Annotated in this window: 26 protein-coding genes and 2 tRNA genes; 15 read left to right on the top strand and 13 right to left on the bottom strand. The window is 63.6% G+C overall.

The features are described 5' to 3' along the window. Nucleotides 1-29: 29 nt before the first annotated feature. Nucleotides 30-105: transfer RNA gene (locus EO245_RS00165), tRNA-Thr, on the bottom strand. A 22-nt stretch (nucleotides 106-127) separates the two neighbouring features. Further along, nucleotides 128-201: transfer RNA gene (locus EO245_RS00170), tRNA-Cys, on the bottom strand. A gap of 121 nt (nucleotides 202-322) precedes the next feature. Between EO245_RS00170 and EO245_RS00175 the strand changes: the two genes are divergently transcribed. Then, complete coding sequence (locus EO245_RS00175; RefSeq protein ID WP_128891036.1) at nucleotides 323-1102, top strand: acyl-CoA thioesterase II; 780 nt, start codon at nucleotides 323-325, stop codon at nucleotides 1100-1102. Between the two features lie 21 nt (nucleotides 1103-1123). Here the strand turns inward: EO245_RS00175 and EO245_RS00180 are convergent, their stop codons facing one another. From EO245_RS00180 to EO245_RS00205, 7 genes are all read right to left on the bottom strand, one after another. After that, nucleotides 1124-1930, bottom strand: a complete 807-nt coding sequence (locus EO245_RS00180; RefSeq protein ID WP_128891037.1) for a crotonase/enoyl-CoA hydratase family protein — start codon at nucleotides 1928-1930, stop codon at nucleotides 1124-1126. A gap of 76 nt (nucleotides 1931-2006) precedes the next feature. After that, nucleotides 2007-2363, bottom strand: coding sequence for a winged helix-turn-helix domain-containing protein (locus EO245_RS00185; RefSeq protein ID WP_128891038.1), 357 nt, complete (start codon nucleotides 2361-2363; stop codon nucleotides 2007-2009). Between the two features lie 49 nt (nucleotides 2364-2412). After that, the gene (locus EO245_RS00190) at nucleotides 2413-2997 is read right to left on the bottom strand and encodes a JAB domain-containing protein (RefSeq protein ID WP_164931224.1); all 585 of its coding nucleotides are present in this window, start codon (nucleotides 2995-2997) and stop codon (nucleotides 2413-2415) included. Further along, nucleotides 2949-3326: a hypothetical protein gene (locus EO245_RS13320; protein ID WP_164931225.1), complete on the bottom strand. Its 378-nt coding sequence runs from the start codon at nucleotides 3324-3326 to the stop codon at nucleotides 2949-2951. The genes EO245_RS00190 and EO245_RS13320 overlap by 49 nt, the downstream gene beginning before the upstream one ends. A gap of 125 nt (nucleotides 3327-3451) precedes the next feature. Next, the gene (locus EO245_RS00195; RefSeq protein ID WP_128891040.1) at nucleotides 3452-3811 is read right to left on the bottom strand and encodes a hypothetical protein; all 360 of its coding nucleotides are present in this window, start codon (nucleotides 3809-3811) and stop codon (nucleotides 3452-3454) included. 36 nt (nucleotides 3812-3847) lie between these two features. Then, a complete protein-coding gene (locus EO245_RS00200) occupies nucleotides 3848-4396 on the bottom strand; it encodes a LuxR C-terminal-related transcriptional regulator (RefSeq protein WP_128891041.1) in 549 nt (182 codons plus the stop codon). Between the two features lie 76 nt (nucleotides 4397-4472). Next, nucleotides 4473-5672: an LL-diaminopimelate aminotransferase gene (locus EO245_RS00205; RefSeq protein WP_128891042.1), complete on the bottom strand. Its 1200-nt coding sequence runs from the start codon at nucleotides 5670-5672 to the stop codon at nucleotides 4473-4475. Between the two features lie 116 nt (nucleotides 5673-5788). On the opposite strand from EO245_RS00205, the gene EO245_RS00210 reads away from it, so the two are divergent. The 8 genes from EO245_RS00210 to EO245_RS00245 all read left to right on the top strand — a co-directional run bounded on the left by EO245_RS00210 (nucleotide 5789) and on the right by EO245_RS00245 (nucleotide 12865). Then, nucleotides 5789-7636 (top strand): alpha/beta hydrolase, encoded by a 1848-nt coding sequence (locus tag EO245_RS00210; RefSeq protein WP_128891043.1) that lies wholly within the window; start codon nucleotides 5789-5791, stop codon nucleotides 7634-7636. A gap of 140 nt (nucleotides 7637-7776) precedes the next feature. After that, nucleotides 7777-8553 (top strand): phasin family protein, encoded by a 777-nt coding sequence (locus EO245_RS00215; protein ID WP_128891044.1) that lies wholly within the window; start codon nucleotides 7777-7779, stop codon nucleotides 8551-8553. Nucleotides 8554-8743: 190 nt separating this feature from the next. Then, nucleotides 8744-9127, top strand: coding sequence for an ATP-dependent Clp protease adapter ClpS (clpS, locus tag EO245_RS00220; protein WP_234026909.1), 384 nt, complete (start codon nucleotides 8744-8746; stop codon nucleotides 9125-9127). Nucleotides 9128-9140: 13 nt separating this feature from the next. Next, nucleotides 9141-9638 (top strand): DUF427 domain-containing protein, encoded by a 498-nt coding sequence (locus EO245_RS00225; RefSeq protein WP_128893387.1) that lies wholly within the window; start codon nucleotides 9141-9143, stop codon nucleotides 9636-9638. A gap of 87 nt (nucleotides 9639-9725) precedes the next feature. Then, entirely contained in the window at nucleotides 9726-10952 is a 1227-nt protein-coding gene (gene lptF, locus EO245_RS00230; RefSeq protein WP_234026910.1) for an LPS export ABC transporter permease LptF, read from the top strand. 6 nt (nucleotides 10953-10958) lie between these two features. Continuing rightward, nucleotides 10959-12056, top strand: coding sequence for an LPS export ABC transporter permease LptG (gene lptG / locus EO245_RS00235; protein ID WP_128891046.1), 1098 nt, complete (start codon nucleotides 10959-10961; stop codon nucleotides 12054-12056). After that, nucleotides 12053-12574: a GNAT family N-acetyltransferase gene (locus EO245_RS00240; RefSeq protein ID WP_164931226.1), complete on the top strand. Its 522-nt coding sequence runs from the start codon at nucleotides 12053-12055 to the stop codon at nucleotides 12572-12574. Before lptG ends, EO245_RS00240 begins: the two co-directional genes overlap by 4 nt. A 57-nt stretch (nucleotides 12575-12631) precedes the next feature. Next, nucleotides 12632-12865, top strand: a complete 234-nt coding sequence (locus tag EO245_RS00245; protein ID WP_128891048.1) for a hypothetical protein — start codon at nucleotides 12632-12634, stop codon at nucleotides 12863-12865. 15 nt (nucleotides 12866-12880) lie between these two features. On the opposite strand, the gene EO245_RS00250 is transcribed toward EO245_RS00245, so the two are convergent. Continuing rightward, nucleotides 12881-13972, bottom strand: a complete 1092-nt coding sequence (locus tag EO245_RS00250; RefSeq protein WP_128891049.1) for a fatty acid desaturase — start codon at nucleotides 13970-13972, stop codon at nucleotides 12881-12883. 166 nt (nucleotides 13973-14138) lie between these two features. Here EO245_RS00250 and EO245_RS00255 point away from each other — a divergent pair, with 166 nt between their 5' ends. The 3 genes from EO245_RS00255 to EO245_RS00265 all read left to right on the top strand — a co-directional run bounded on the left by EO245_RS00255 (nucleotide 14139) and on the right by EO245_RS00265 (nucleotide 16973). Next, entirely contained in the window at nucleotides 14139-15278 is a 1140-nt protein-coding gene (locus EO245_RS00255; RefSeq protein WP_370246162.1) for an N-acetyltransferase, read from the top strand. A 93-nt stretch (nucleotides 15279-15371) separates the two neighbouring features. Continuing rightward, nucleotides 15372-15773, top strand: coding sequence for a response regulator (locus tag EO245_RS00260; protein ID WP_128891051.1), 402 nt, complete (start codon nucleotides 15372-15374; stop codon nucleotides 15771-15773). Nucleotides 15774-16181: 408 nt separating this feature from the next. Further along, a complete protein-coding gene (locus EO245_RS00265; protein ID WP_128891052.1) occupies nucleotides 16182-16973 on the top strand; it encodes a response regulator in 792 nt (263 codons plus the stop codon). Between the two features lie 41 nt (nucleotides 16974-17014). On the opposite strand, the gene EO245_RS00270 is transcribed toward EO245_RS00265, so the two are convergent. Further along, nucleotides 17015-18628, bottom strand: a complete 1614-nt coding sequence (locus EO245_RS00270) for a CHASE domain-containing protein (protein ID WP_128891053.1) — start codon at nucleotides 18626-18628, stop codon at nucleotides 17015-17017. Nucleotides 18629-18848: 220 nt separating this feature from the next. Here EO245_RS00270 and EO245_RS00275 point away from each other — a divergent pair, with 220 nt between their 5' ends. From EO245_RS00275 to EO245_RS00285, 3 genes are all read left to right on the top strand, one after another. Beyond that, the gene (locus tag EO245_RS00275) at nucleotides 18849-19028 is read left to right on the top strand and encodes a NepR family anti-sigma factor (protein ID WP_128891054.1); all 180 of its coding nucleotides are present in this window, start codon (nucleotides 18849-18851) and stop codon (nucleotides 19026-19028) included. Continuing rightward, nucleotides 19028-19636, top strand: coding sequence for a sigma-70 family RNA polymerase sigma factor (locus EO245_RS00280; protein ID WP_128891055.1), 609 nt, complete (start codon nucleotides 19028-19030; stop codon nucleotides 19634-19636). The genes EO245_RS00275 and EO245_RS00280 overlap by 1 nt, the downstream gene beginning before the upstream one ends. 64 nt (nucleotides 19637-19700) lie before the next feature. Then, nucleotides 19701-20891: an AI-2E family transporter gene (locus tag EO245_RS00285; RefSeq protein WP_128891056.1), complete on the top strand. Its 1191-nt coding sequence runs from the start codon at nucleotides 19701-19703 to the stop codon at nucleotides 20889-20891. Nucleotides 20892-20948: 57 nt separating this feature from the next. On the opposite strand, the gene EO245_RS00290 is transcribed toward EO245_RS00285, so the two are convergent. Further along, nucleotides 20949-21560, bottom strand: a complete 612-nt coding sequence (locus EO245_RS00290; RefSeq protein ID WP_128891057.1) for a superoxide dismutase — start codon at nucleotides 21558-21560, stop codon at nucleotides 20949-20951. Nucleotides 21561-21635: 75 nt separating this feature from the next. Further along, on the bottom strand, nucleotides 21636-22913 hold the full coding sequence (locus EO245_RS00295; RefSeq protein ID WP_234026911.1) for a dicarboxylate/amino acid:cation symporter: 1278 nt from the start codon (nucleotides 22911-22913) through the stop codon (nucleotides 21636-21638). Nucleotides 22914-23009 lie beyond the last annotated feature (96 nt).

A 23009-nucleotide genomic window follows, 5' to 3' on the forward strand; every position in this document is an offset into this window, starting at 1 on the left:
CCGGCAGAAGAATGCGGTCTTGAGGAAGGTGGTGCCGCTTACGTGACTCGAACACGTGACCCCATCATTACGAATGATGTGCTCTACCAACTGAGCTAAAGCGGCACATTCTCATCTGGGTGAGAAGTGGAGGCCCGAGCCGGAATCGAACCGGCGTACAAGGATTTGCAGTCCTCTGCGTCACCACTCCGCCATCGGGCCTCGCCCGCCTTTTTCGCGGGAAGCGGCGCATTAGCGAGTCGCAGCCGCCAGTGCAACGCAAACTGTGCCCCTTACGTAACGGAAATCTGGCCAAGCGCTCACAGCACTGTATGTCAGCCGCATGAGTGCAAGCGAACTTATCGAACCGATCGACGCCAAGCTGGGCGCGATCAGGCTGGCAAATGCGCAGGACTGGATGCAGGGGCGCACGCTTTACGGCGGCGCATCGGCTCTCGTCGCCTATACTGCAGCTATCCGCGCCTTCCCCGACCTGCCGCCCTTCCGCGCTGCGCAGGTAGGCTTCGTCGCCCCGGTGGGAGAGGACGTGGAACTGTCGGCCGAGATCGTGCGGCAGGGGCGCAATGTCGCGCAGGTTCGCAGCGAAATCCGCTCGGGCGGTTCAGTTGCGCTGACGGCCATGTGGCTCTTCGGAACCGACCGCGAGCCCAACGCCGTGCACCCGGCAGCACCGTGCGAGGACTGGCCGGGTCCGCCGCAGGAGGCGGAGACGGTCATGACCGGCAAGGGCCCTTCCTTCATTACCGAGAACTTCGAGCTTCGCCGCGCGCAGGACCATCGCGGTCCCGGAGCGCCGATCGTGCGGCGCTGGCTCCGGCTCAAGGAACCGTCGGGACTGGACCCGGTATCCGAGCTGGTCCTGCTGGGGGACACGCTTCCGCCCGGCTCGATGCGCGCGATGCAGCGCCGCGGGCCGATCAGCTCGATCAACTGGTCGTTCAACCTGCTCGAACCCGTACCGGAGACGAGCGAGCGCTGGTGGCTCGCGGAAACGGCGAGCGAATGGGCCGACCATGGCTACTCGAGCGAGCGGCTGCGGATGTGGAACGCCGAGGGCAAGCAGGTACTCGCCGGACTGCAATCGGTCGCGGTGTTCGGCTAGGCCCCAAGCGGGGCGACAAGCTCAGACGTCGACGAACTTGGCCGCGCGCTTGGCCATGCCGGCCATCACCGCCTCGATCTGGTTGGGCGTGCGCATGATCGCGTGCTGCTCGAGGCTTTCTTCCATCAGCAGTTCGTCGGTCGTGCCGTCGGCCATGTGGTTCGACAGGCGCTTGGCCCCGCGGATCGCGTGCGGATTGCGATTGGCGATCTCGGTCGCGATCGCAGTCGCCTTCGCATGGGGATCGTCGTCGACATGGGTCGCGAGGCCGAATTCCTTCGCTTCCGCCCCGCTGAATTCGCGGTTGGTGTAGACCAGTTCGCGCAGCACGTCGTCGCGCACCAGGCCGCGCCACAGCGCATAGCCGCCCATGTCGGGAACGAGGCCCCATTTGAGCTCCATGATCGCCATGCGCGTATCGGGGTGAGCGACGCGGATGTCCGCCCCGCTCGCAATCTGCAGGCCGCCGCCGAAGCACACGCCGTGCAGCGCCGCGACGACCGGAACGGGCAGCTTGCGCCACTGGGTCGCGACCTGCTGGAACTTGTTCGAATTGCCGAAGGTGCGCTCGGTCAGGGCCGGCTCGTCGTCTTTCGGCTGGCGCCCGAAGCTCGCGGTATCGAGACCGGCGCAGAAGGCCCTGCCCTCGCCAGACAGGACGACGGCACGCAGGCCCTTCATGTCGTGCAGCACTTGGCCCGCCCGGATGATCCAGTCGAACATTTCCGGGTCGAGGGCATTCATCTTGTCGCCGCGCACGAGGCGCACCTGCGCTACGCCGTCCTCGCCCAGTTCGATCGATACGCGGTCGTTTTTCGGAAATTCCATGTCACTCACCCGGTGCTTGATTCAGTTGCCCGCACAGTTGCGCAAGCACGGGCGGCTGTCCAGCCCGCCGAGCGTCTCAGGATTGCGCGAGAAGCGATGGAGGGGCGAGGTAATATGCGCCCAGGTCCATATCGGTCGCGACGAGGTGCGACAGGCCGAACCGGGCGAGCTTGCTGCGGACGCGGGCGACGGTGACTGCAACGCGATTGGTCTCCGGGTCGTGATCGAGCCGCCAGACTTCGCGCAGCAGGTCCATGCGCAACCAGCGCCGGTCCGGCTCGAGCGCCAATTGCCAGAGCAGGGCGAATTCCTTCGGATGCAGTCCGAGCCACCTGCCCGCCACTTCGCCGTCGCGATGAAACAGGTCGAGCCGCAGCGGCCCGATGAGGAGCGCGCGCGGCAGGGTGTCGCTGTCGGCGGTTTGGATCGTCACTGAACCGGTTTCAGGCTGGCTTCTAGATCGGTCGCAGCGACGTCAGGGATCAGAAATGGCCGCCGGCCTGCATCGAGTAGGCGCGGTCGTGGGTCACGATGACATGGTCGTGGAATTCCAGCTCAAGCCGCGAGGCGAGTGCGGCCAGTTCGCGGGTCGACTGGCGGTCTTCCTCGCTCGGACGGCAAATGCCCGACGGATGGTTGTGTGCCAGCAGGAAGCCCTGTGCGCCGATCGCAAGCGCGCGGCGGAAGAGCTTGGCGACGCTCAGCCTGATCGTGTTCTGGCCGCCGATCCCGGCCTCCTCGTCGAGCAGGTAGCTGCGCTCCGGCCCGGTGAAGAAGACCAGCATCCGCTCGTCGGTGCGGTAACCGATCCGGTCGCGGATGAATTGCATGAAGGAGAGGTCGCTGCTGTCGACGCGGGTGCTGACCAGTTCCTCGCGGTCGGCGGTATCGACGAGGCGGCGGGCGGCATGGAGCAGCTCGCAAACCTTTGCGTGCGGGCCGGCCGCTTCGATCAGCTGGTCGTGCGGTGCATTGAGCGCGCGGCGGAGCGAACCGAATTCGCCGCGCAGCCGCTCGGCTAGTTCGTAGGCACGCTCGCCTGCGAAGGGGGCGAGGACGCTCGCCATGACCTGTAGTTGCCGTGGCGGAGAACCCGCTTGCGATGCAGCCAGATCCCCAAAGCCAGCGTGATGATCTGCAAATAGGAGGGGCCGACGTACATGATCACATACGCGATCGGCGAAATCGCATCCGCCATGCCCCTCGCGAAGTGGGCCATCAGTGCGATCAGTTGGAAGCCTGCCATCCATAAACTGTACATCCGGTTTGCTCGGAGGGCGATCGCGACCATGCCCGCCAGAACCAGCATTTCGATGAGAACCAGGCCCGGATCCATGTCGAGGAAGATTTGCGAACCCGGGAAGAGTGCGCGGTAGATCTTGCTCGATACAGACATCCCGAGAAGGATGAGCGCCAGGGCTTTTTCCGGGCCGGCTCCATAACGAAACGCAGCAAAACACAGAACGAGGATCGATCCGAAATAGGCAAGGGCACGATACTCGTTCCAGAACTCGAGAAAGGTCAGCTTACAGCCTCCTCCACGATGCGCGCGCTGCCTGCAGCCTGTTCGTGGCCGAGCGCAGCGGACGGGATGACGGTTTCGACACCCGGGTCGTCGCCGGCGTGTACGCGGGCCACCTTGCTCAGCTCGTCATGGACGCGCAAGAGGCTCGTCGACATTGCCAGTGCATCGCCTTCGGCCTGGTTGAGGCGCATCAGTGCAGCCTGGCCGGTGTGGACCGGAACTTCCGGGTTCTGGCGTGCTGCGATCATCGCCTGCTTGAGGCGCGCGCAAGTGAGGAGGAGTTCGTCCGACAGGCCTTCGGCCTCGCGGATCAGCTTCCTGATGTTGAGGGCATCTGCGTGCTTGCGGTTCGACATTGCGGCAATCCTTCTGCCATGCGGCAGTCCGATCGCTCAGGCAGACTGCTCTATATTTTCCGCGCGGATTTCGGCCTTGCCGTCCATCACCGTACTGAGGCTCAAAGAGGCCGTGACGATCAGGATGACCAGGGCAATGGTGCCAAAGGCAATCCCGATCATCACGGCAAGCCGGTACAGGACGGCATTATCGCCATCGAGCGCCGCGGGGACGACCACCGGCTCCCGGGATCTTGACCAAGGCACGTCGATGAGGACGTGACGCGCATCGGAAAAGACGATCTCGCCGGGGTCGACCCGAGAACCGTGATCATCGTTTTCCGATTCGTTTGGCAGGTGAGAATTTGTGCATGCAGGTTTTCTTAAGGGGTCTTCAGAGATCCCTTCCTGCGCCCTGTAGGTCTGCACCAGCTCAGTTAGGCTGGCGACATTGTACTTGTCTTTCAGGGCTTTGATATGCTGGTTGATGCGGGTTTCGGACACGCCCATGTCCGCGGCAATCGCCTTGATCGGCTGCCGCTTGTCGATCGCCTCGAGCACCGCTCGCTGCTTTTCGGTAAGCTTCGGTGAAGCTCCCGTGGACATCCTACCCTCCTTTGCGCGGGTGCATTTAGATAAACCAGCGCTTCGCGTTAATCAAACGCGCCAAACGCGCGTTGGTTCAGGCTGCACTCGTGTTGATGCCGAGCGATGCGAAATAGCGCTTCACGTTGCGTGCCGCCTGGCGCAGGCGCTGCTCGTTCTCGACCATCGCGATACGCACGAAGCTTTCGCCCTGCTCGCCATATCCGACGCCCGGTGCGACCGCGACTTCGGCATGGGTAAGGAGCTGCTTGGAAAACTCGAGGCTACCCATGTCCTTGAGCGCCGGAGGTAGCGGTGCCCAGGCGAACATGCTCGCCGGCGGCGGCGGGATGTCCCAGCCGGCACGCGAGAATGCCTCGACCATCACGTCGCGGCGACGCTGGTAGCGCTGCCGGTTTTCCTCGACCACGTCCTGCGGCCCGTTGAGCGCAGCGCAGGCAGCGGCCTGGATCGGGGTGAAGGCCCCGTAATCGAGATAGGATTTCACGCGGGTCAAAGCCGCGATCAAATCCTTGTTGCCGACCGCGAAGCCCATGCGCCAGCCGGCCATGGAATAGGTCTTTGACATGGAGGTGAACTCGATCGCGACATCCTTCGCGCCCTTCACCTGCATGATCGAGGGCGTCGGCTTCCCGTCGTAGTAGAGCTCGGAATAGGCGAGGTCGGACAGGATCCAGACCTCGTTCTCGCGCGCCCAGTCGACCAGCCGTTCATAAAAGGCGAGGTCGACCACCTCTGCCGTCGGGTTCGAGGGGTAGTTCACCACCAGCACGCTCGGCCGCGGGGCGGTGAAGGCCATCGCCGCATCGAGGCTCTTCCAGTAATTCTCGTCAGGCGTCGTCGGGACCGAGCGGATGGTCGCCCCGGCAATGGTGAAACCGAAAGTGTGGATCGGATAGGACGGATTGGGTGCGAGGATCACGTCGCCGGGTGCGGTGATCGCGGTGGCAAGGCTGGCGAGCCCTTCCTTCGAGCCCATCGTCACGACCACTTCGCGCTCCGGATCGATATCGACCCCGAAACGGCGACCGTAATAGTTCGCCTGCGCGCGCCGCAGCCCGGGAATGCCCTTCGACTGCGAATAGCCATGCGCATCGGGCTTTGACGCGACTTCGCACAGCTTGTCGATCACATGCTGCGGTGGCGGCTGGTCGGGATTGCCCATGCCGAGATCGATGATGTCCTTGCCCGCCTGGCGCGCCGCGTGCCGCATCGCATTCACTTCTGCGATGACATAAGGCGGCAGGCGCTTCATGCGGTAAAAGTCGGTATTCATCGTTCCTCCAAGCGCAGGCGTCTTTCTCTGCGCATACGAATCCTAGGCGATTCATCCTCGCGGGGGAATGCGCTTTTCGCTATTGCGGAATGAAATCCATGTTGGGGAACAGCGAGATGAGTGACAAGCAGGACCCGTTCGGCACTTTCTTCGACCTTCAGGGCGAGGCGATGCGGGAAATGTTCGCGCAGTTCACCCCCGGTCTCGCGGCGGCCGCGCCGGGTAGCGAGGCCGCGCAATGGGCCGCCACCGCGCAGCAGCTGCAGGGCATGTGGATGCAGTTCCTCAGCGAAAAGGCAAGCCAGCAGGGCAGCGCCAATCCGCTCGATCCGATGCAGTGGATGACGATGACGCAAGGCTGGGCGCCGAAGACGGCTGCCGCCCCGCAGGCGTTCCAGAAGCTGATGCAGGAAAGCATGGACCTGTGGCAGGGCGTCTTCGGGACTATGCTCGGCCAGGCGAGCGGCGAGGCGAAGGAAGCGCCCGAGCTGCCGCGCAAGGACCGCCGCTTCTCCGACCCGGCATGGCAGGAACACCCCGCCTATGCGCTGCTCCACCAGACCTACCTGATGCTCGCCGACTATTTCATGCACGCCGCCAAAGAGGTAGAGGGCGTGCCGGAAGACAAGCGCGCGCAGCTGAAGTTCGCGACGCAGGCGCTGCTCGAGGCGATGAGCCCGGACAATTTCCTCGCGACCAACCCGGTAGTGCTCAAGCGCACGATCGAAACGGGCGGGCAGAACCTCGTGAAGGGGATGCAGCACCTCATCAACGATCTGAAGCGCGGCCAGCTCACCCACACCGATGCGGACGCCTTCACGCTGGGTGAGAACCTCGCCGCGACGCCGGGCAAGGTCGTGCACGAAACGCCGATCTACCAGCTGATCCAGTACAGCCCCTCGACCGAGGAAGTGCTGGAAGTCCCGCTGGTCATCTTCCCGCCGTGGATCAACCGTTTCTACATCCTCGACCTGACGCCGAAGAAGAGCTTCATCAAATGGGCGGTCGACCAGGGTATCACGGTCTTCGTCGTCAGCTGGAAATCCGCCGACGAGAGCATGCGCGACGTCGTGTGGGACGATTATATCCGGGCCCAGATCGACGCGATCGACCATGTGCGCGAGCGGCTCGACGTTCCGTCGGTCCACACCATCGGCTATTGTGTTGCCGGGACGACGCTCGCCGCGACCCTGGCGATCCTCGCCCGGCGCGACGAGGCGGAGAAGGTCAAGTCGGCCACCTTCTTCACCGCGCAGGTCGATTTCGAGCGCGCGGGCGAACTGCTCAATTTCATCGACAACAAGCAGCTCGAGATGATCGGCAAGCTTTCGCCCGACGGCTATCTCGACGGGCGCTATCTCGCCGCCACCTTCAATGCGCTGCGCGGCAAGGACCTGATCTGGAACTACGTCGTCAACAATTACATGCTGGGCGAAGACTATCCGGCCTTCGACCTGCTGCACTGGAACGGCGACGTCACCAACCTGCCCGCCAAGTGGCACGGAGCCTATCTGCGCGACCTCTACCGCGACAACAAGCTGGTGCAGAGCGACGCCCTGTCGGCCGACGGCACGCCGATCGACCTGACACGGGTCGAGACACCGACCTATGTCCAGGCAGGCAAGGAAGACCATATCGCGCCGGCAGAAAGCGTCTGGCGGATTACCGACCACTTCAAGGGTGACGTGACCTTCCTGCTTGCAGGCTCGGGCCATATTGCCGGGGTGGTCAATCCTCCCTCTGCCAACAAGTACCAGTACTGGACCGGGGACAGCGACGCGTCCTCGCTCGGCGAATTCGTCGAAGGCGCGACAGAGCATCCGGGCAGCTGGTGGCCGCATTGGCTCGAATGGCTGCACAAGCAGGACGACGCGAAGGTCCAGGCGAAGGGCAAGCGCAAGCCCGGAGGCAAGGGTGACACGGTCATCGAGGATGCACCCGGGCGCTATGTGAAGACTCGCTAGGCGGATATTTTCCAGCGATAACAACGTGGAAGCATCTTTTTGTGCACTGCACAAAAATCCCTTGACTTCGCGGCCGCAATATCTATTTTGTGCACTGCAACAAGCGGGCATCCCCCGCGCAACGCACAGGATAGAGCATCATGGCTACCAAGCCGGAAAGCAAGATCGACGCAGCAGCGGAAAAGGCATACGCCGAAGCCGCAGCGAAAAAGGCATCTGCCGAAAAGGCCGAGGCGAAGAGCGATGAAGTAAGCATCGCGAAGGTCGCCGAGGCTGTCGAGGCCGACAAGCCGGTCGCCAAGAAGGCAGCACCGAAGAAGGCCGCTGCGAAGAAGGCAGCGCCGAAGAAGGCTGCTCCTGCCAAGAAAAAGACTTCCACCAAGACCGTGGCGAAGAAGGCTGCGCCCAAGCGCAAGCCGGCTGCAAAGAAAGCCGCCACCGCCGCCAAGACTCCCACGAAGGAAACCATCATGACCAAAGCAAAGACCAAGACCGAAGACATGACCGCACAGCTCAAGGCTGGCGTCGCGACCGCTCAGGAACGCGCCAAGGCTGCCTACGACAAGGGTAGCGAACTCGCTGCCGAAATGGGTGAATTCACCAAGGGCAACGCCGAAGCAGTCGTCGAATCGGCCAAGATCTACGCCGCCGGCGTCCAGGAAATCGCCAAGGCCCAGATCGCCGACGCGAAGACCGCTGCCGAAACCGTGACCGCCGACGTCAAGGAAATGGCTGCCGTCAAGTCGCCGACCGAATTCGTCCAGCTGCAGGGCAAGCTCGCCAGCCGCAATTTCGACGCTGCTGTCGCTCAGGTCTCGAAGACCACCGAAGCATGGGTCAAGCTGGCCAACGACAGCTTCGCACCGCTTTCGAGCCGCTTCTCGCTGGCTATGGAAAAGGTTCGCAAGGCCGCCTGAGCCGAGCGAACGGGTTTCTGAGCCGGGTCTCTCCTCTCCCTTTCCCGGCCAGAATTCCACTGGGCTGGACGGTTCGCCGTCCAGCCCATTTTCTTTTCGTGAACCAATTTGCCGCAAAGGCATTGGTGCAAGACGAATGGCGCGCGCATACCCTTGCGCCAGAGCAAAACCATACGATATTGACGCGACCATGCAGCATGTCCCGCCCCATCTGATCCTCGACGACGCCCTGCCGCTCGCGGCCGGCGAAGGCGAGGGTGCGGGCGACGACGAGGGCGAAGGCCAGGTCGGTATCGCGACCAAGACGCGGACCAAGCCCAAGAAGCCGAGCCAGTACAAGGTGCTGATGCTGAACGACGACTACACGCCGATGGAATTCGTCGTGATGGTCCTGAAGCGTTTCTTCCGCATGGATCTCGAGCAGGCGACCCGCGTCATGCTGCACGTCCACCAGAAGGGCGTCGGCGTCTGCGGCATTTTCCCCTACGAAGTTGCCGAGACCAAGGTGAACCAAGTGATGGACTTCGCCCGGCAGAACCAGCACCCGCTGCAGTGCACGCTCGAAAAGGCGTGAGGCGACAGGCTTGATCGGCCATCCCGAACCCGATCCCGTCGGTCCCGGGCAGGAAAGCGTCTGGGACTATCCCCGCCCCGCCATTTGCGAGCCGACCGATCGGCACATCCAGATCATCCATCGCGGCGTGACGCTGGTCGATACGCGCAAGGCATGGCGCACGCTCGAGACGAGTCACCCGCCGACCTATTACATCCCGCCCGAAGATATCGCGGCCGAGCATCTCGAACCCAACGCGCGGCGCAGCCTGTGCGAATGGAAGGGGCAGGCGCGCTACTGGGACGTCGCGATCGGCGACGACCGTATCGAGGCGGCGGCATGGAGCTATCCCGATCCCACGCCCGCATTCCGCCCGATCCGCGATTACCTCGCCTTCTATCCGGAACCGTTCGAGCAGTGCCTCGTCGACGGCGAACAGGTCACGCCGCAGCCCGGCGGCTTCTACGGCGGATGGATTTCCCGCTACGAGGCGGGACCGTTCAAGGGCATCCCCGGCAGCCGCTTCTGGTAGCTTTCCCGTCACGCGACGGCTTAGGGCATGACCCGCGCGGATTTTCGCGCTAGGGGGCCTCAGGCAACCAGAAGAAGCGCAAGGCCCTTGTTCAAGTTTCTCCCAGCGATCGACCGGTACATCCTGCGGCTCGTCATCCTGCCGATGACCGCCGTATTCGCGATTGCCGCCTCGCTGCTGCTGCTCGACAAGATGCTGCGCCTGTTCGATTTCGTGGCCGTAGAAGGCGGACCGATCGGCGTCGTGTTCAAGATGCTCGGTGCGCTGATCCCGGAATATGCGAGCCTCGCCATCCCGCTCGGCTTGCTGCTCGGCATCCTGCTCGCCTTCCGCAAGCTCGCTACCACCAGCGAACTCGACGTGTTTCGCGCGGTCGGCCTCGGATACGGGCGGCTGCTGCGCGTGCCCTACATCATCACCCTCATCCTCATGGCGGTGAATGTCGCGCTGGTGTTCTACATCCAGCCGGTCAGCCGCTACTATTACGAGCAGCTGGAATACGAGCTGCGCTCCGGTGCGCTCGGCGCGTCGATCAAGGTCGGCGAATTCACCACGCTGGCCGACCGCATGGCGCTGCGTATCGAGGAGAGCGAGGACGATGGCCGCCGCCTCAAGGGCATTTTCGCGCGCGTTGCCAATTCCAAGGGACAGGTCCTGTCGATCTCGGCCCGCGAAGGGGCTTTCCTCGCGACGAGCGACAGCCCGGACACGATCATCCTGCGCCTGACCGACGGAACCATCGTGCAAGACACCGGAGGCACGGACGAGACGCCGCGTGTCCTCACCTTCACCCGCCACGACCTGCCGATCGACCTTCCGGCGATCGAGGAATTCCGCGCGCGCGGCGATGCCGAGCGCGAATACATCCTGCCCGAGCTCTTGCGCATCGGCTGGTCGGACAACACGACCGAAGAGAAGCGCGACGCGAGCCAGGCGAGTTTCAACTTCCGCCTCGTCGAAGTGGTGATGATGCTGCTGATGCCGCTCCTGGCAGTTGCCCTAGCCATACCGCCCAAGCGATCTACCAGCGCACTCGGCGTGTTCGTCTCGGTCGTGATGGTCGTCGCCTATCACAAGGTGAACCAGTACGGGGAGGACATCGCCGCGCTCGGCAGGGTCGATCCGATCATTGCCCTGTGGGGGCCGTTCTTCCTCTTCGCCGCGCTGATCCTGTGGATGTACTACCGGGTCGCGTTCGTGCCCGGCGGGCAGGCGATCGGCGCGCTCGAGACGTGGTTCGCCAAGCTATCGAAGAAGATCCGCGCACTGTTCCGCCCAAGGCGGCGCGAGGCAAGGGTGGCTCCGGCTGAATAGGGTTCCATGCAGCTAGACTTTTTCCCCTCCCGCACGCTCACCTTCTACATGGCGAAGATGTTCATTGTGCGCATCGTCGCGATGCTCGCGGTGCTCGTCCTCGTCCTGATGGCGCTCGACCTACTCGGCACGAGCGGCGAGATCCTCGCGGTCGAAGGCAATGGCCAGGGCGAGCTGTGGACCTATGTCGCGCTGCGCATCCCGCAGCTGATATCGCGCTTCCTGCCCTATTCGGTACTGCTCGCGACGCTGATCACGCTGGTGACGCTCAACCAGAACAGCGAAGTCGTCTCGATGAAGGCAGCCGGGCTGTCCGCCCACCAGGTGCTCGCACCTCTGCTGCTGACCGCCGCGGTCGTCTCGGTCATCAGCTTCGCTTTCAACGAGCGCGTCGTGACGCGAGCCACCGCGACCCTCAAGGCATGGGAGGGCAACGAGTTCGGCCCCGTGCCGGAGGATTCCGGCGAGCAGAGCAATGTCTATTTCACCGACGGCGCGAATATCCTCATGGCCCAGCGCCTGATGGGCAGCGGCGAGGCGACGCGCATGGAAGGCGTCACCTTCTATCGCCGCGATCCGCAGGGCATGCTGTCTCAGCAAGTGCGCGCCGAACGCGCGACCTATGCGGCGCCAGGCTGGAAGCTCGAGGGTATCGAGACTTTCGACGTCAATGCCGCGACAAGCGGGACGGCTGAGGACATGGTCGTCGGCGAGACGCTGAGCCTGCAGCAGATCGAGCTCGACAAGGTCGATGCCGATGCGCAGGACTTCTTCGAACTCTCGCGCTCGATCGACGCCTACGAAGCGGTCGGTCGCCGGACGAGCGAGCTACGCGCGAAATGGTGGCACAAGATTTCCGGACCGCTTTCGGCATTCCTCATGCCGCTTCTCGGTTCCATCGCCGCTTTCGGCCTTGCGCGATCGGGCCGGCTGTTCGTGCGCGCGGTGATCGGCATGGCGCTAGGCTTTGCCTATTTCGTGGTCGATAATGCCGCGCTCGCGATGGGGAGCTTCGGCGGCTATCCGCCCTTCCTCGCCGCATGGGCGCCCTTCTTCCTGTTCCTGTTGATCGGCGAGACCGTCCTCATCCGGACCGAGGAATGAGCGGCGACTGGCACATCCGCCTTGCCCGGCCGGGTGATGCCGAAAGTTTCCATGCGGTCGAAGAGGACGCGGCGACGCTCCTGAAAGAAGAACCCTCGCTGGAGGGTGTCCCTGTCCCGCCTTCGGGAACGGCGGATCACTACCGCAAGGTCATCTCCCGCGGACATTGCCTGAGTGCGACGGTCGGCGACGAGGTGGTGGGTTTCGCTGCTGCGGGGCGCGTCGGGCGCGATCTCCACCTGCACGAGTTGAGCGTGATGCGCGCGCACCAGGGCAAGCGGATCGGATCGACCTTGCTCGAGGCGCTGGCCATCGATGCGCGCAACAGCGGGATTTCGGCCATCACGCTGAGCACCTATCGCGACATCGCGTGGAATGCGCCTTTCTACGCGCGCCATGGCTTCGTCGAGGTCGAGAATTTCGAGGGGCGGCCGCATTTGACACAATCGCTCGAAGGCGCGGTTGCGGCGGGCCTGCCGGCAGAGCGCCGCTGTGCGATGATCCGCTTCCTCGATTGACGGGCGGAACATCGCCGGTCCATCACGCGTCTAACGGGCAACCGAAGGAGATTTCCCATGCGCCGTCTAGCAACGCTGGCCCCTGTTTTCGCACTCGCGCTCGCCGCCTGTAGCCAGGAGCAGCCGGAAGCCGATACCGCTTATGAAGAAGAGCTGCCCTCGCCCGTGGCCAACAGCGCCGACGAGGACGTGCCTGCACCGGTGAACACCTCTGCCGAAGGCGGTGCTGACGAGCAGGTCGATGCGATGGCAGCCGACAAGCGGTCCGGGAAAATCCAGCCCGCCAACTAGCGGGCGCCAGGGTGTTCAGCCGCGTTTGGTCATGGTGCTGCGCGCGATGCGTGCAACAAGATGCGCCATGCCCGGGTGGTTCGCCCCGTCATAGGTCGAATTGATGCCGAGTTCGCGCTTGAGGCGGCGATGCGCCTCGGGCAGCGAGTGGTAGGGCATCGATGGCATCAGGTGGTGCAGCGCATGGTAGCGCAGTCCGACCGGCGCCCAGATTTCCGCAGCGATACCCGGCGGCGGGACGTTGACGGAATCGAGGAACTGCGCGGTGACAGTCATTGGCTCGCCTTCGTTCTCCCACAGGTGGGCGACAAGCGTGCGAAGCTGGTTGAGCACCGCGGTCAGCGAGACGATCGACAGCGCGATCAGCAGCGGGCGCCAGCCGAAGGCGAAGACACTCCCGATCAGCAACCACGACCAGACGAAGCCGCCGACTTCCTGCCAGAACACGCGGCGCTTCATTTCGCCTTCCGGCGCGCGGCGGCGGAATTCCGGATTGATCGAGAGGGCAGACGCACGCTCCCACACCAGCTTGCGAATGGGCGGGAATACCGCGCCAAGCGGAAGCAGGATCGCGCAGCGCACGATGAATGCGACCGGCGCGAGCAGCGCGACCAGCACGAAGAGCGGCAGGCTCCACGGCTTCATCAGGGCGAGCGGGAGATACTCCGGATCCTCGACCGTGCCGTATTGCGTGCGCTTGTGGTGGATCGTGTGCACGCCTTCATACATGTAGCTCGGCACCAGCATCGGGATGCCGACGAGGATGTTCCACCACAGGCGGAAACCGGGCAGCGCGTTGCGGTGGATGTGCGTCAGCTCGTGAATGAACATCAGCGCGCGGTAGAGCGCGAGCGCCGACACGATGCCGAGTGCAATGGCGAGCGGGACGCTGTCGACCAGGATCGCGCCTGCCATGGCGGCATAGCCGACGCCTGCCGACAGGAGCATGTCCGGCCAGTAGATACGACCCTTGGCCGTCGCGATGTCCTTCGTCAGGTCGCGCGCGGCGCGCAGCATCGCCTTGTCGTCAGTCGCCAGGAACTGCGCGCGGGTCGCCCGCGGCGCGTTCTCGCGCGATGAGGTGGCAGGTTCGATGGTCTGTTCCATGGCTCCAGGTCCGGTTTTCGGGGGCGCTTTACCGCAAAACGGGCAGTCAGGACAAATCAGTCCTGTTGGCAAGAGTAATCGAGTGGCTTGCTTGACACGGGCGGATAATCACACAGAGGTCGAACCTTTGCTGAACAGGATATCCCGCGTGAACGGCGACCAGATAGTGATTACCCCCGTAAGCGACAAGAAGGGGCGCGCCGCCTTCGTCGATCTCGGAAGGCAATTCGCCGCGCAAACGCCGCATAGCGTGCCGCAGATCCGCAGCGAAATGCTCGAGCTGATCGATCCGGCCAAGAACCCGTTCTTCGGGCATGCGAGGGTCCAGCTGTTCATGGCCCATCGCGGCGGCAAGCCGGTCGGGCGCATTTCGGCCCATATCGACGAACTCGCGCTCGAACTGCCGCGCGAGCAGGGCATGGGCCCGGGCACCGGCATGTTCGGCTATTTCGACGCGGAAGACGAAGCGGTGGGCGCCGCGCTGCTCGCGAAGGCCGAGGGCTGGCTGCGCGAACAGGGCATGACCCGCGTTCTCGGGCCCATTTCGCTTTCGATCTGGGAGGAGCCGGGCCTGCTGGTGCGCGGGCATGACCATTCGCCGATGATCATGATGGGGCACCATCCGGCGAGCTACCAGGCCTGGATCGAGGGACAGGGCTATTCGCTTGCCAAGACGCTGATGACCTACGACCTCGATGTCAGCCACGATTTTCCCAAGCTGATCCAGCGCATCGTTTCGTCGGGCGAGCGCAACGAGCGGATCAGCATTCGACCGGTCGACCTCAAGCGCTGGGACGAGGAGGTGCAGACCGTGCTGCACATCCTCAACGATGCGTGGTCGAACAACTGGGGCTTCGTGCCCTTCACCGAGGCGGAAATCGCCTACGCCGGCAAGAAGCTGAAGCCGATCATCAAGCCGCAGATCAACCGCATTGCCGAACTCGACGGCAAGCCCGTCGCCTTCATGCTGACCTTCCCGGACGTGAACGACGTGCTCAAGCGGATCGACGGCAAGCTCTTCCCCTTCGGCTGGTTCCACCTGCTGCGCTGGCTGCGCAAGCCGACCAGGGCGGGGATGCGCGTGCCTTTGATGGGCGTCCTCAAGGAACTGCACAATTCGCGCCTCGCCAGCCAGCTCGCTTTCATGATGATCAGCGACATCCGCAACCATGCCGCGCGCGAATATGGCAGCGAGCGGGCGGAGATCGGCTGGATCCTCGACGACAACCAGGGAATGATGGCAATCGCCGACGCGATCGAGAGCAAGGTCAATCGCGAATACGCGATCTACGAAAAAGCGCTCTGATCCCTCGCTGGCGAGGAACGCACTCGGCCAACCCGCGTTGCTAGGCAACCACGCCCGTATTCGACGGGCTTCACTCGGGATCCTGGTCCACACATGCCTCGCAACCGCAAAATCGGTTCGGTCCTTATCGTCGAAGACGACACCGTTCTCGCGCTCGATGCGCAGGACGCGCTGACCGGCGCGGGCGCGAAGCAGGTCGATATCGTCACCACGACCGAGGATGCGCTGGTCCACCTGCGTTCGGCCAAGCCCGATGCGATCTTGCTCGACGTTTACCTCGCCGATCGCGACGATGGCTGGGCGATTGCAGAGCTGGTCCACGAAGTCGGCCCGCGGCCGCCCAAGATCGTGTTCTCGACTGGCGCCCCGGCAGATATTCCGCCGGAGATCGCCAAGCTCGGCACCCTGCTCGAAAAGCCCTATTCGCACGAGCAGCTGATCAATGCCGTCTGCGGCAGCGCGCCCAAGGGCCTGCTTGCCTCGCTGAGGCGCTGACTTCCAATTCAGCTGATTTGTATAAGGGGGAACGACGCGGTTCAGCGCGGTTTTTGGCGATTTCCGACCCTAGAAAAAGAAGGCCTCCAACCCTCTTGTGGGGGTTGGAGGCCTTTCGGGATCGTATCACCAGCCGCTTGGACGGGAGGGGGGTCTCGGCGGTGACATGAAAGAAAATGGCCGACCGAACAGTCAGTTCCCACCACCGTGAGAAAATTTTCGCACTACTTCTATATGCTTGAAAAACAGGGATTCTTTTTTCTTGGCTGGCGGCACTCCCCTCCTACCAGCCGTCCTTGCAAGCGTTTGAAAACGCGAAGGACAATTGCCGCCGACAAAATTGCGCCGTCCCGAGGAACTTAACCTGCGCGCAGGCGTTCGACCTGCGCACCAATTGGAAGGGATTCTATGTCGCTTGGGGAACAAGTCGCGGCAAACCTGCCGTATCTTCGCCGATATGCCCGCGCCCTCACGGGGTCGCAATCAACCGGAGACGCATTCGTCCGCGCTACGCTCGAAGCGGCGCTCGCTGACGATGAGCTCAAGCAGTCGCTTTCTGCCGGCCGCGTCCCGCTGTACCGCGCGTTCAACAAGGTCTGGTCTTCGGCCTATCTCGACGTCGAGGCCGAGGAAGCCGGGATGGGACATGAAGTCGCCGTTCAGGACCGCCTCAAGCGCGTGACGCCGCTCAACCGGCAGGCGCTCCTGCTTACCACGCTCGAAGATTTCTCCGCTGCCGAGGCTGCCGACATCATGGAACTGTCCCAGCAGGATGTCGAAGGGATGGTTGCCGAGGCGATCGAGGAGATCGACCGCGAATCCAGCACCAGCGTTCTGATCATCGAGGACGAACCGCTGATTTCGATGCAGCTCGAAGATCTCGTCAAATCGCTCGGCCACGAAGTGTGCGGCACGGCTGCCACGCGTACGCAGGCGCAGGAAGTCGTTGCGGACAAGACGCCGGGCCTCGTGCTCGCCGATATCCAGCTGGCCGACGGTTCCTCGGGCCTCGATGCGGTGGACGACATCCTCGCGATCGACAGTGTGCCGGTGATCTTCATTACAGCCTATCCGGAGCGCCTGCTGACCGGCGACCGGCCCGAGCCGACCTACCTCGTCACCAAGCCTTTCCAGGAAGCCACGGTGCGCACCGCGATCAGCCAGGCACTGTTCTTCGGATCGAGCCGGCCGGTCGGCTGAGCCGCCAAGTTTTCGACAATTCGAGAAACGATCAGTCCGGCCTAGTTGCCGGACTTTTCGTGTTTGCGGGCGCGCAATGCGAATTCGCTCGGGCGCCTGATCGGGACCAGCAGGCGGCAACGCACACCGTCTTCGTTGAAGTCGAGCTGGACCGGGTGACGCAATTCATGGGCGACGATCTTCTCGATGAGATCGGTGCCGAAGCCCCTCGAGCGCTCTGCTTCCGGCGGCACCGGCGGGCCGCCCGCCTCCTGCCAGTCGACACGCGCGGTATCGGTATCGACGAGGCTCCATTTGACCGACACCGTGCCGCCCGGCTTGCTGAGCGAGCCGTATTTGGCGGCATTGGTTGCCAGCTCGTGCAGGGCGAGACCGAAGGACAGCGCATCGTTGGGCGCCAGTTCGACTTCCGGACCTTCGAGCTGCAGCACATTCTCGCCGTCCTGCGCATAGGGAGCGAGTTCGGCGGTAATCACCTGCCTGATCGGCGTCGTGCCCCATTCGGATTGGGTCAGCAGGTCGTGGGTCGCCGAAAGCGCCCTGATGCGCCCGTCGAGGCTGTCGGCAAATTCATCGAGCGAGTTCGCCCGTCGGCGGGTCAGGGCGACGATCGACAAGACATTCGCCAGCGTATTCTTGACGCGGTGATTGAGCTCGCGCGTGAGCGAATTGCGGATCGAGTTCTGCTCGGCCAGCCAGTCGAGCGATGCGCGGTCCTCGCGGGCCTGATGGGTCAGCAGCCGTGCAACGACCATCAGCAGCGTCGCGACGAGCAGGCCGAACAGCAGGGTCAGCATCGACAATGTCGAAAGCGATCCGCCGCGCGTGCTCTCCACTTCTAGGATCATGTTACGCTGCGCGATACGGACAGGCTCGGTCAGCGTATTGCCGGTCTCCTGCGAGGGTGCGACTTCGGCGAGCAACCGGTCGGGCGCGATCATGCTGTCGTAAAGGCGCAGCCCCATGTCCCCGCGCCCTTCGAGCTCGAGCGCGGAAAAGAGGAATTCCTGCGCATTGAACGGGCTGTAGATGAACCCTTTCAGGCGTCGCGGCGTTCGCCCTTCCTGGAAGACCGGCATGTAGATCAGGAATCCCGGATCCGATCCGACGCCCTCCTGCACCAGCACGATCTTGCCGGAAGCCGTCGGGCGCGCGCTGCGCTCCGCATCGTCCATTGCCTCGCGCCGGGTCGGTTCGGAATACATGTCGAAGCCGCCCGCGCGCCGGTTCCGTTCGGTATCGGGTTGCAGGAAGGTGACCGGCACGAGCTGGTCCCTGCCTTCCTCGGCCGTCGGATAGACATTGTAGTCGCCGGGTGTGATCGCCGAGAGACGCGCTTCGAATTCGGGCACCTCGGAAGGGCGCAGGCGGCGCGCCCAGCCGATCCCTTCCGCGCCGCGAAAATCGCTGTCGAGCTGGAGCTGGGTCACGAAGCTCTGGAATACCAGCGGATCGACATCTTCGCCCGCGCTGAGCAAGGCGGAGCCCGCGCGCAGGTAGGCCGACGCGCTGTTACCGCGACGCTCGATGGCAGAGGCGATGGCCTGCGCCCGTTCGCGCATCTGCGCTTCTTCGCGCTCGTGCTCGCCCGTTTCGATCGCGAAAACGCTGAGCGCGGTAATCGCAGATACCAAAAGGAACAGCGCAATCGGCACTGCCCGCGGATATTCAATCAGCAGTCGCCGCGAACGGCGCTCAGGATAAGCTTCGGTTTCCAATCGCTTGGCCTATCAGTTCCCCAGACCCACTCTTCACCAAGGGCACGAACATCGTAAAGCAGGGAACCATATAATAGCGGCATCGTTCCACAATTCGGCACACGCGTCGGATATGAAGGAACCGATGCAGGGGTAAACTGGAAGGATCGTACTGGGCATGGAGCCTGAAAAAGCATCTGGCGGGACCGGCAAGAAGCAGGTCGAAGAGGGAATGAAGGAAGGCGCGGCCAAGCCCGAATGGGCCAACGGGCTGCGCAAATTCTACGATTCCGTCGTCGACGAGCCTCTGCCCGACAGCTTCAAGGATCTCCTGTCGAAGCTGGACGACGACAAGTAATGGCTGCCCAGCAACGGACGGCCTCCGAAAAGGCCGATTTCAAGAGAGAGCTGACCGAGGTCGTGCCGCATCTGCGTGCATTTGCGCGCGGCCTGTGCGGTCGCCCCGACATGGCAGACGACCTCGTGCAGGAAACCATGCTCAAGGCATGGGCCGCGCAGGACCGGTTCGAACCGGGCACCAGCATGCGCGCCTGGACCTTCGTGATCCTGCGCAATGCCTACCTTACCGACATGCGGCGCAACCGTTTTCGCGGCGAGTATGACGAGACGGTTGCCGAGCGCATCCTGACCGCTCCTGCCGACCAGGAAGAGCCGCTGCACCTCTCCGACCTGCACCGCGCGCTGCTCACCCTGCCGCCCGAACGCCGCGAGGCGCTGCTGCTCGTCGGTGCGGGTGGCTTCTCCTACGAGGAGGCGGCGGAAATCTGCGGCTGTGCGATCGGCACCATCAAGAGCCGCGTGGGCCGCGCTCGCGCCGCGCTCAACACGATGCTGTCCGAAGGCGATATCCCGCAACGCTCGCTCGAAGACGAGAGCGCGCATCGCGCAATCCTCGAAGAGCTGGACGAAGTCGCTGCCGGCAATGGCGAAGCGGCAAGAAGCTGAAAAGCTGTCCAATCCGTGGTGGGCCGCTTGCCGTAAGGCACGGCCCGCTGCACAGTAGGCTGCGATGACACCGAGCCAGGACAATCCCAGCCAGCAAAGCGGGAGCGCGCAGCCGCCGCGCACCGGCAGCCGCCGCATGGCCTTCGCCGAGCAGGAGCTGCGCCTCATCTCGGCGCTGGTGGTGCTGATCGGTATCGGGCTGTTCCTTGCCCTGCCCTTCGTCCTGTCGATCGGCTCGGTGGTTTTCCTGCCGCTGACGACGGCCATCGTCCTGACGATCCTGCTTTCGCCCCTGGCCGACAAGCTGAGCGAATGGGGCCTGCCCAATGTCCTCGCCTCGCTGCTCGCCCTGTTGACCTTCCTCATCATCCTGCTTTTCGCCTTCGCGGTCATCCTGCAGCCTGCGGGCACGCTGCTCGACGAGTTGCCGCAAATGGTCGACCGGGTCGGCCAGCGCTTTGCCGAATTGCAGCAGGAGTTCGCCTGGCTTGCGCGGATGAACGAGCGGATGATGGACGTCATGGGCAATCCCGGCGCGAACGAAGTCGTCCTTGCCGGCCCGTCCTTTTTCCAGCGCGTGGCAGTCGCCACTCCGACCGTACTGCTCGAAGTGCTGCTGACCTTCCTCATGGCCTTCTTCATGATCGAGGCCCGCGTGCGCCTGCGCCGTCACCTGCTGTTCGACCGGGCTTCATTCGGCTCGAGCATCAAGGCCGCGCGCGTCATGCGCGAGGTGCAGGACCGGGTCGCGGCCTATATCCTGACCGTTGCGTGGATCAACGCAGGCGTCGGCGTGGTCGTCGCAATCGGCGCATGGCTGCTCGGCGTCGATGCACCGATCATGTGGGGCGGGCTTGCCGCGCTGCTCAACTTCATCCCCTACATCGGGCCGCTGGCGATGACCGCCCTGCTGACTTTGTTCGGCATCGGCACTGCCGACACCGTTGTGCTGGGCCTGATCCCGGCAGCGGCCTACCTCGGCCTGCATACGGTCGAGGCGAATGTGGTGACGCCGTCCATCCTCGGTGCGCGCTTTACGATGAACCCGGTGATGATCCTCATCGCCTTCAGCTATTTCTCGTGGGTCTGGGGCGTATTCGGCGCGCTGCTTTCAGTGCCGATCCTGCTCATGCTGACAGCCTTCTTCGACCATGTCGGAAGACCCAATCTCGTCGGGTTTATCTTCGGCGAACCGCTCTTCGCGACCAATCTCATGGCGCTCGGCGACGGGCGCGAGGGCGAGCAGACCGGGTAAGAAAAAGCCCGCCGCGCTGCAGGAGCGGGCGGGCCGTTTCGTTCAATGTCGTCCAGCTTAGCCGGAGTAGCTCCAGGTCGAGCCGCGCGCGAGGTTCTCCGAAGCGAAGGCCCAGTTGAGCTTCTCTTCGGTCACGGCCTTGAGATAGGCCGGGCGCTTGTTCTGGTGATCGAGATAGTAGGCGTGTTCCCACAGGTCGATCGTCAGCAGCGGGTTGAAGTCGCTGTCGGCGAGCGTGTCGCCGTCATGCGTTTCCTCGATCGAGAGCTTGCCGCCCTTTTCCGCGAGCCAGACCCAGCCGCTTGCGAAGTGGCCGGCGCCGCGATCCTGCAGCTGCGAGATCAGCTCGTCCACCGAGCCGAATGCTTCGTCGATCATCGACTTGAGTTCGTCCGACGGGGCCGTGCTCTCGCCGGCCATCGAGTGCCAGTAGAAGCCGTGGTTCCAGCTCTGCGCGCTGTTGTTGAACAGGCCCTGGTTCGAGCCGCGCGCAGCCGCAATCACTTCCTCGAGCGACTTGTCGGCATGGTCGGTGCCTTCGATCGCCGCATTGGTCTTGTCGATATAGGCCTGGTGGTGCTTGCCATGATGAAAGCTCAGCGTCTCGGCCGAAACGGCCGGTTCGAGCGCGGTATCGTCATAGGGTAGCGGGGTGAGTTCGAAAGCCATGGTTACTCCCTTTGTGATTCGAGTGGTCTTGTTGGCCCAACGCATAGCGCCTGAAAGGGTTGCAGCAAGTTCGCTCTAGTCGGCGGCCGATCTGTCGACCGTCGATGTGACGGCGACGTTCATGGTGACATTGGCCAATGTCCGCATGATGTCGGGCAGCATTTCGACCGCGACCAGCAGGGCGAGCGGCTCGACCGGAACGCCCATCGCGAGCGCGATCGGCCCGATCGAGACGACGAAGCTGATCGAGCCGGGCAGGCTGACCGAGCCGATGCTGATGATGATTGCGACGCCGATCCCTGCCGCGAGCGCGGTCGGGGTGAGCTCGACCCCTGCGAGATGCGCGACATAGATCGCGACCGCCATGTTCATAGCCGGGCTGGTCGCGCGGAAAATCGCCACTGCGAGCGGCAGGACGAAATCCGCCGTCGCATCGCGCAGGCCCAAGCGCTTGGCGCTGTCGAGCATGGCGGGAAGGCTTGCGAGCGAACTCTGCGTCGAAACCGCGACCGCCTGGGCCGGGATCATCGACTTGGCGAACGACACGGGGTTCTTGCGTCCGCCGAATATCGCCAGCAGGTAGGCGCCCACGAGCACCAGCCCGCCCATTGCCGATACGACGAGGATGTAGTGCGCGAGCGTGGTGAAAGCTCCGCCTCCAGCGCGCGCCGCAACGCCCAGTGCGAGCGCGAAAACACCGACAGGCGCGATCCACAGGACCCAGCCGATTATTGTCAGCATCGCATTGGCGAGCGCATGGAAGAAGCCTGTCAGCGTGGCGCGCTGGCCTTCCGGCAGGCGCGCGACCGCTACTGCGAACAGCGCGAAGAAGATCGTGAGCGGTAGCATCGCGGTTTCGGTAGCGGCTGCAACGAGGTTGGGCGCGATGAGCGAAACGACGAAATCGCCGATTTCGGGCACTTGCTGAGCCTCCAGCCCCTCGGCGAGCAGCATTGCAGAGGCAGCTTCAGGGATCGGCGCGGCCCTCAGCAGCAGGGGCATGAAGATCGCGCTGATAAGGCCGCTCACGACGAGCACGCCGAGGATCAGCGCCAGCATCCGCCTTGCCACGGCACCGGCACGCGCGGCCTGCGCCATCTGCGATATGCCGAGCACCAACAGCGCGGCGACCAGCGGGATGATCGTCATCTGCAATGCACGCAGCCACAGCGTGCCGACCGGTGCCGTGAATGTCAGGATATCGGGCAACAGCGGGCTGTCCGACAGGACCAGCCCCGCCAGAAGCCCTGCGATAAGCGCGCCGAACGTCCACCAGACAGGCAGGCGGATGGTCACCAGTTCGACCGGTGCACTGATCGCAGCCGGGCCGTCTTTCGCCCCCTTGTCGGTCAAATCGCCATGCTCCTCTTTTCTTTGCCGCCTAATCGCGCCAGAAGCCCGTGGCAAATCATCCGCCATCCGGCGAGACCAAAAGGGACGAGTTTTCTT

Origin of the sequence: Erythrobacter sp. HKB08, from assembly GCF_004114695.1 — a bacterium.
In the GTDB taxonomy this organism is placed as follows: Bacteria; Pseudomonadota; Alphaproteobacteria; order Sphingomonadales; family Sphingomonadaceae; genus Parerythrobacter_A.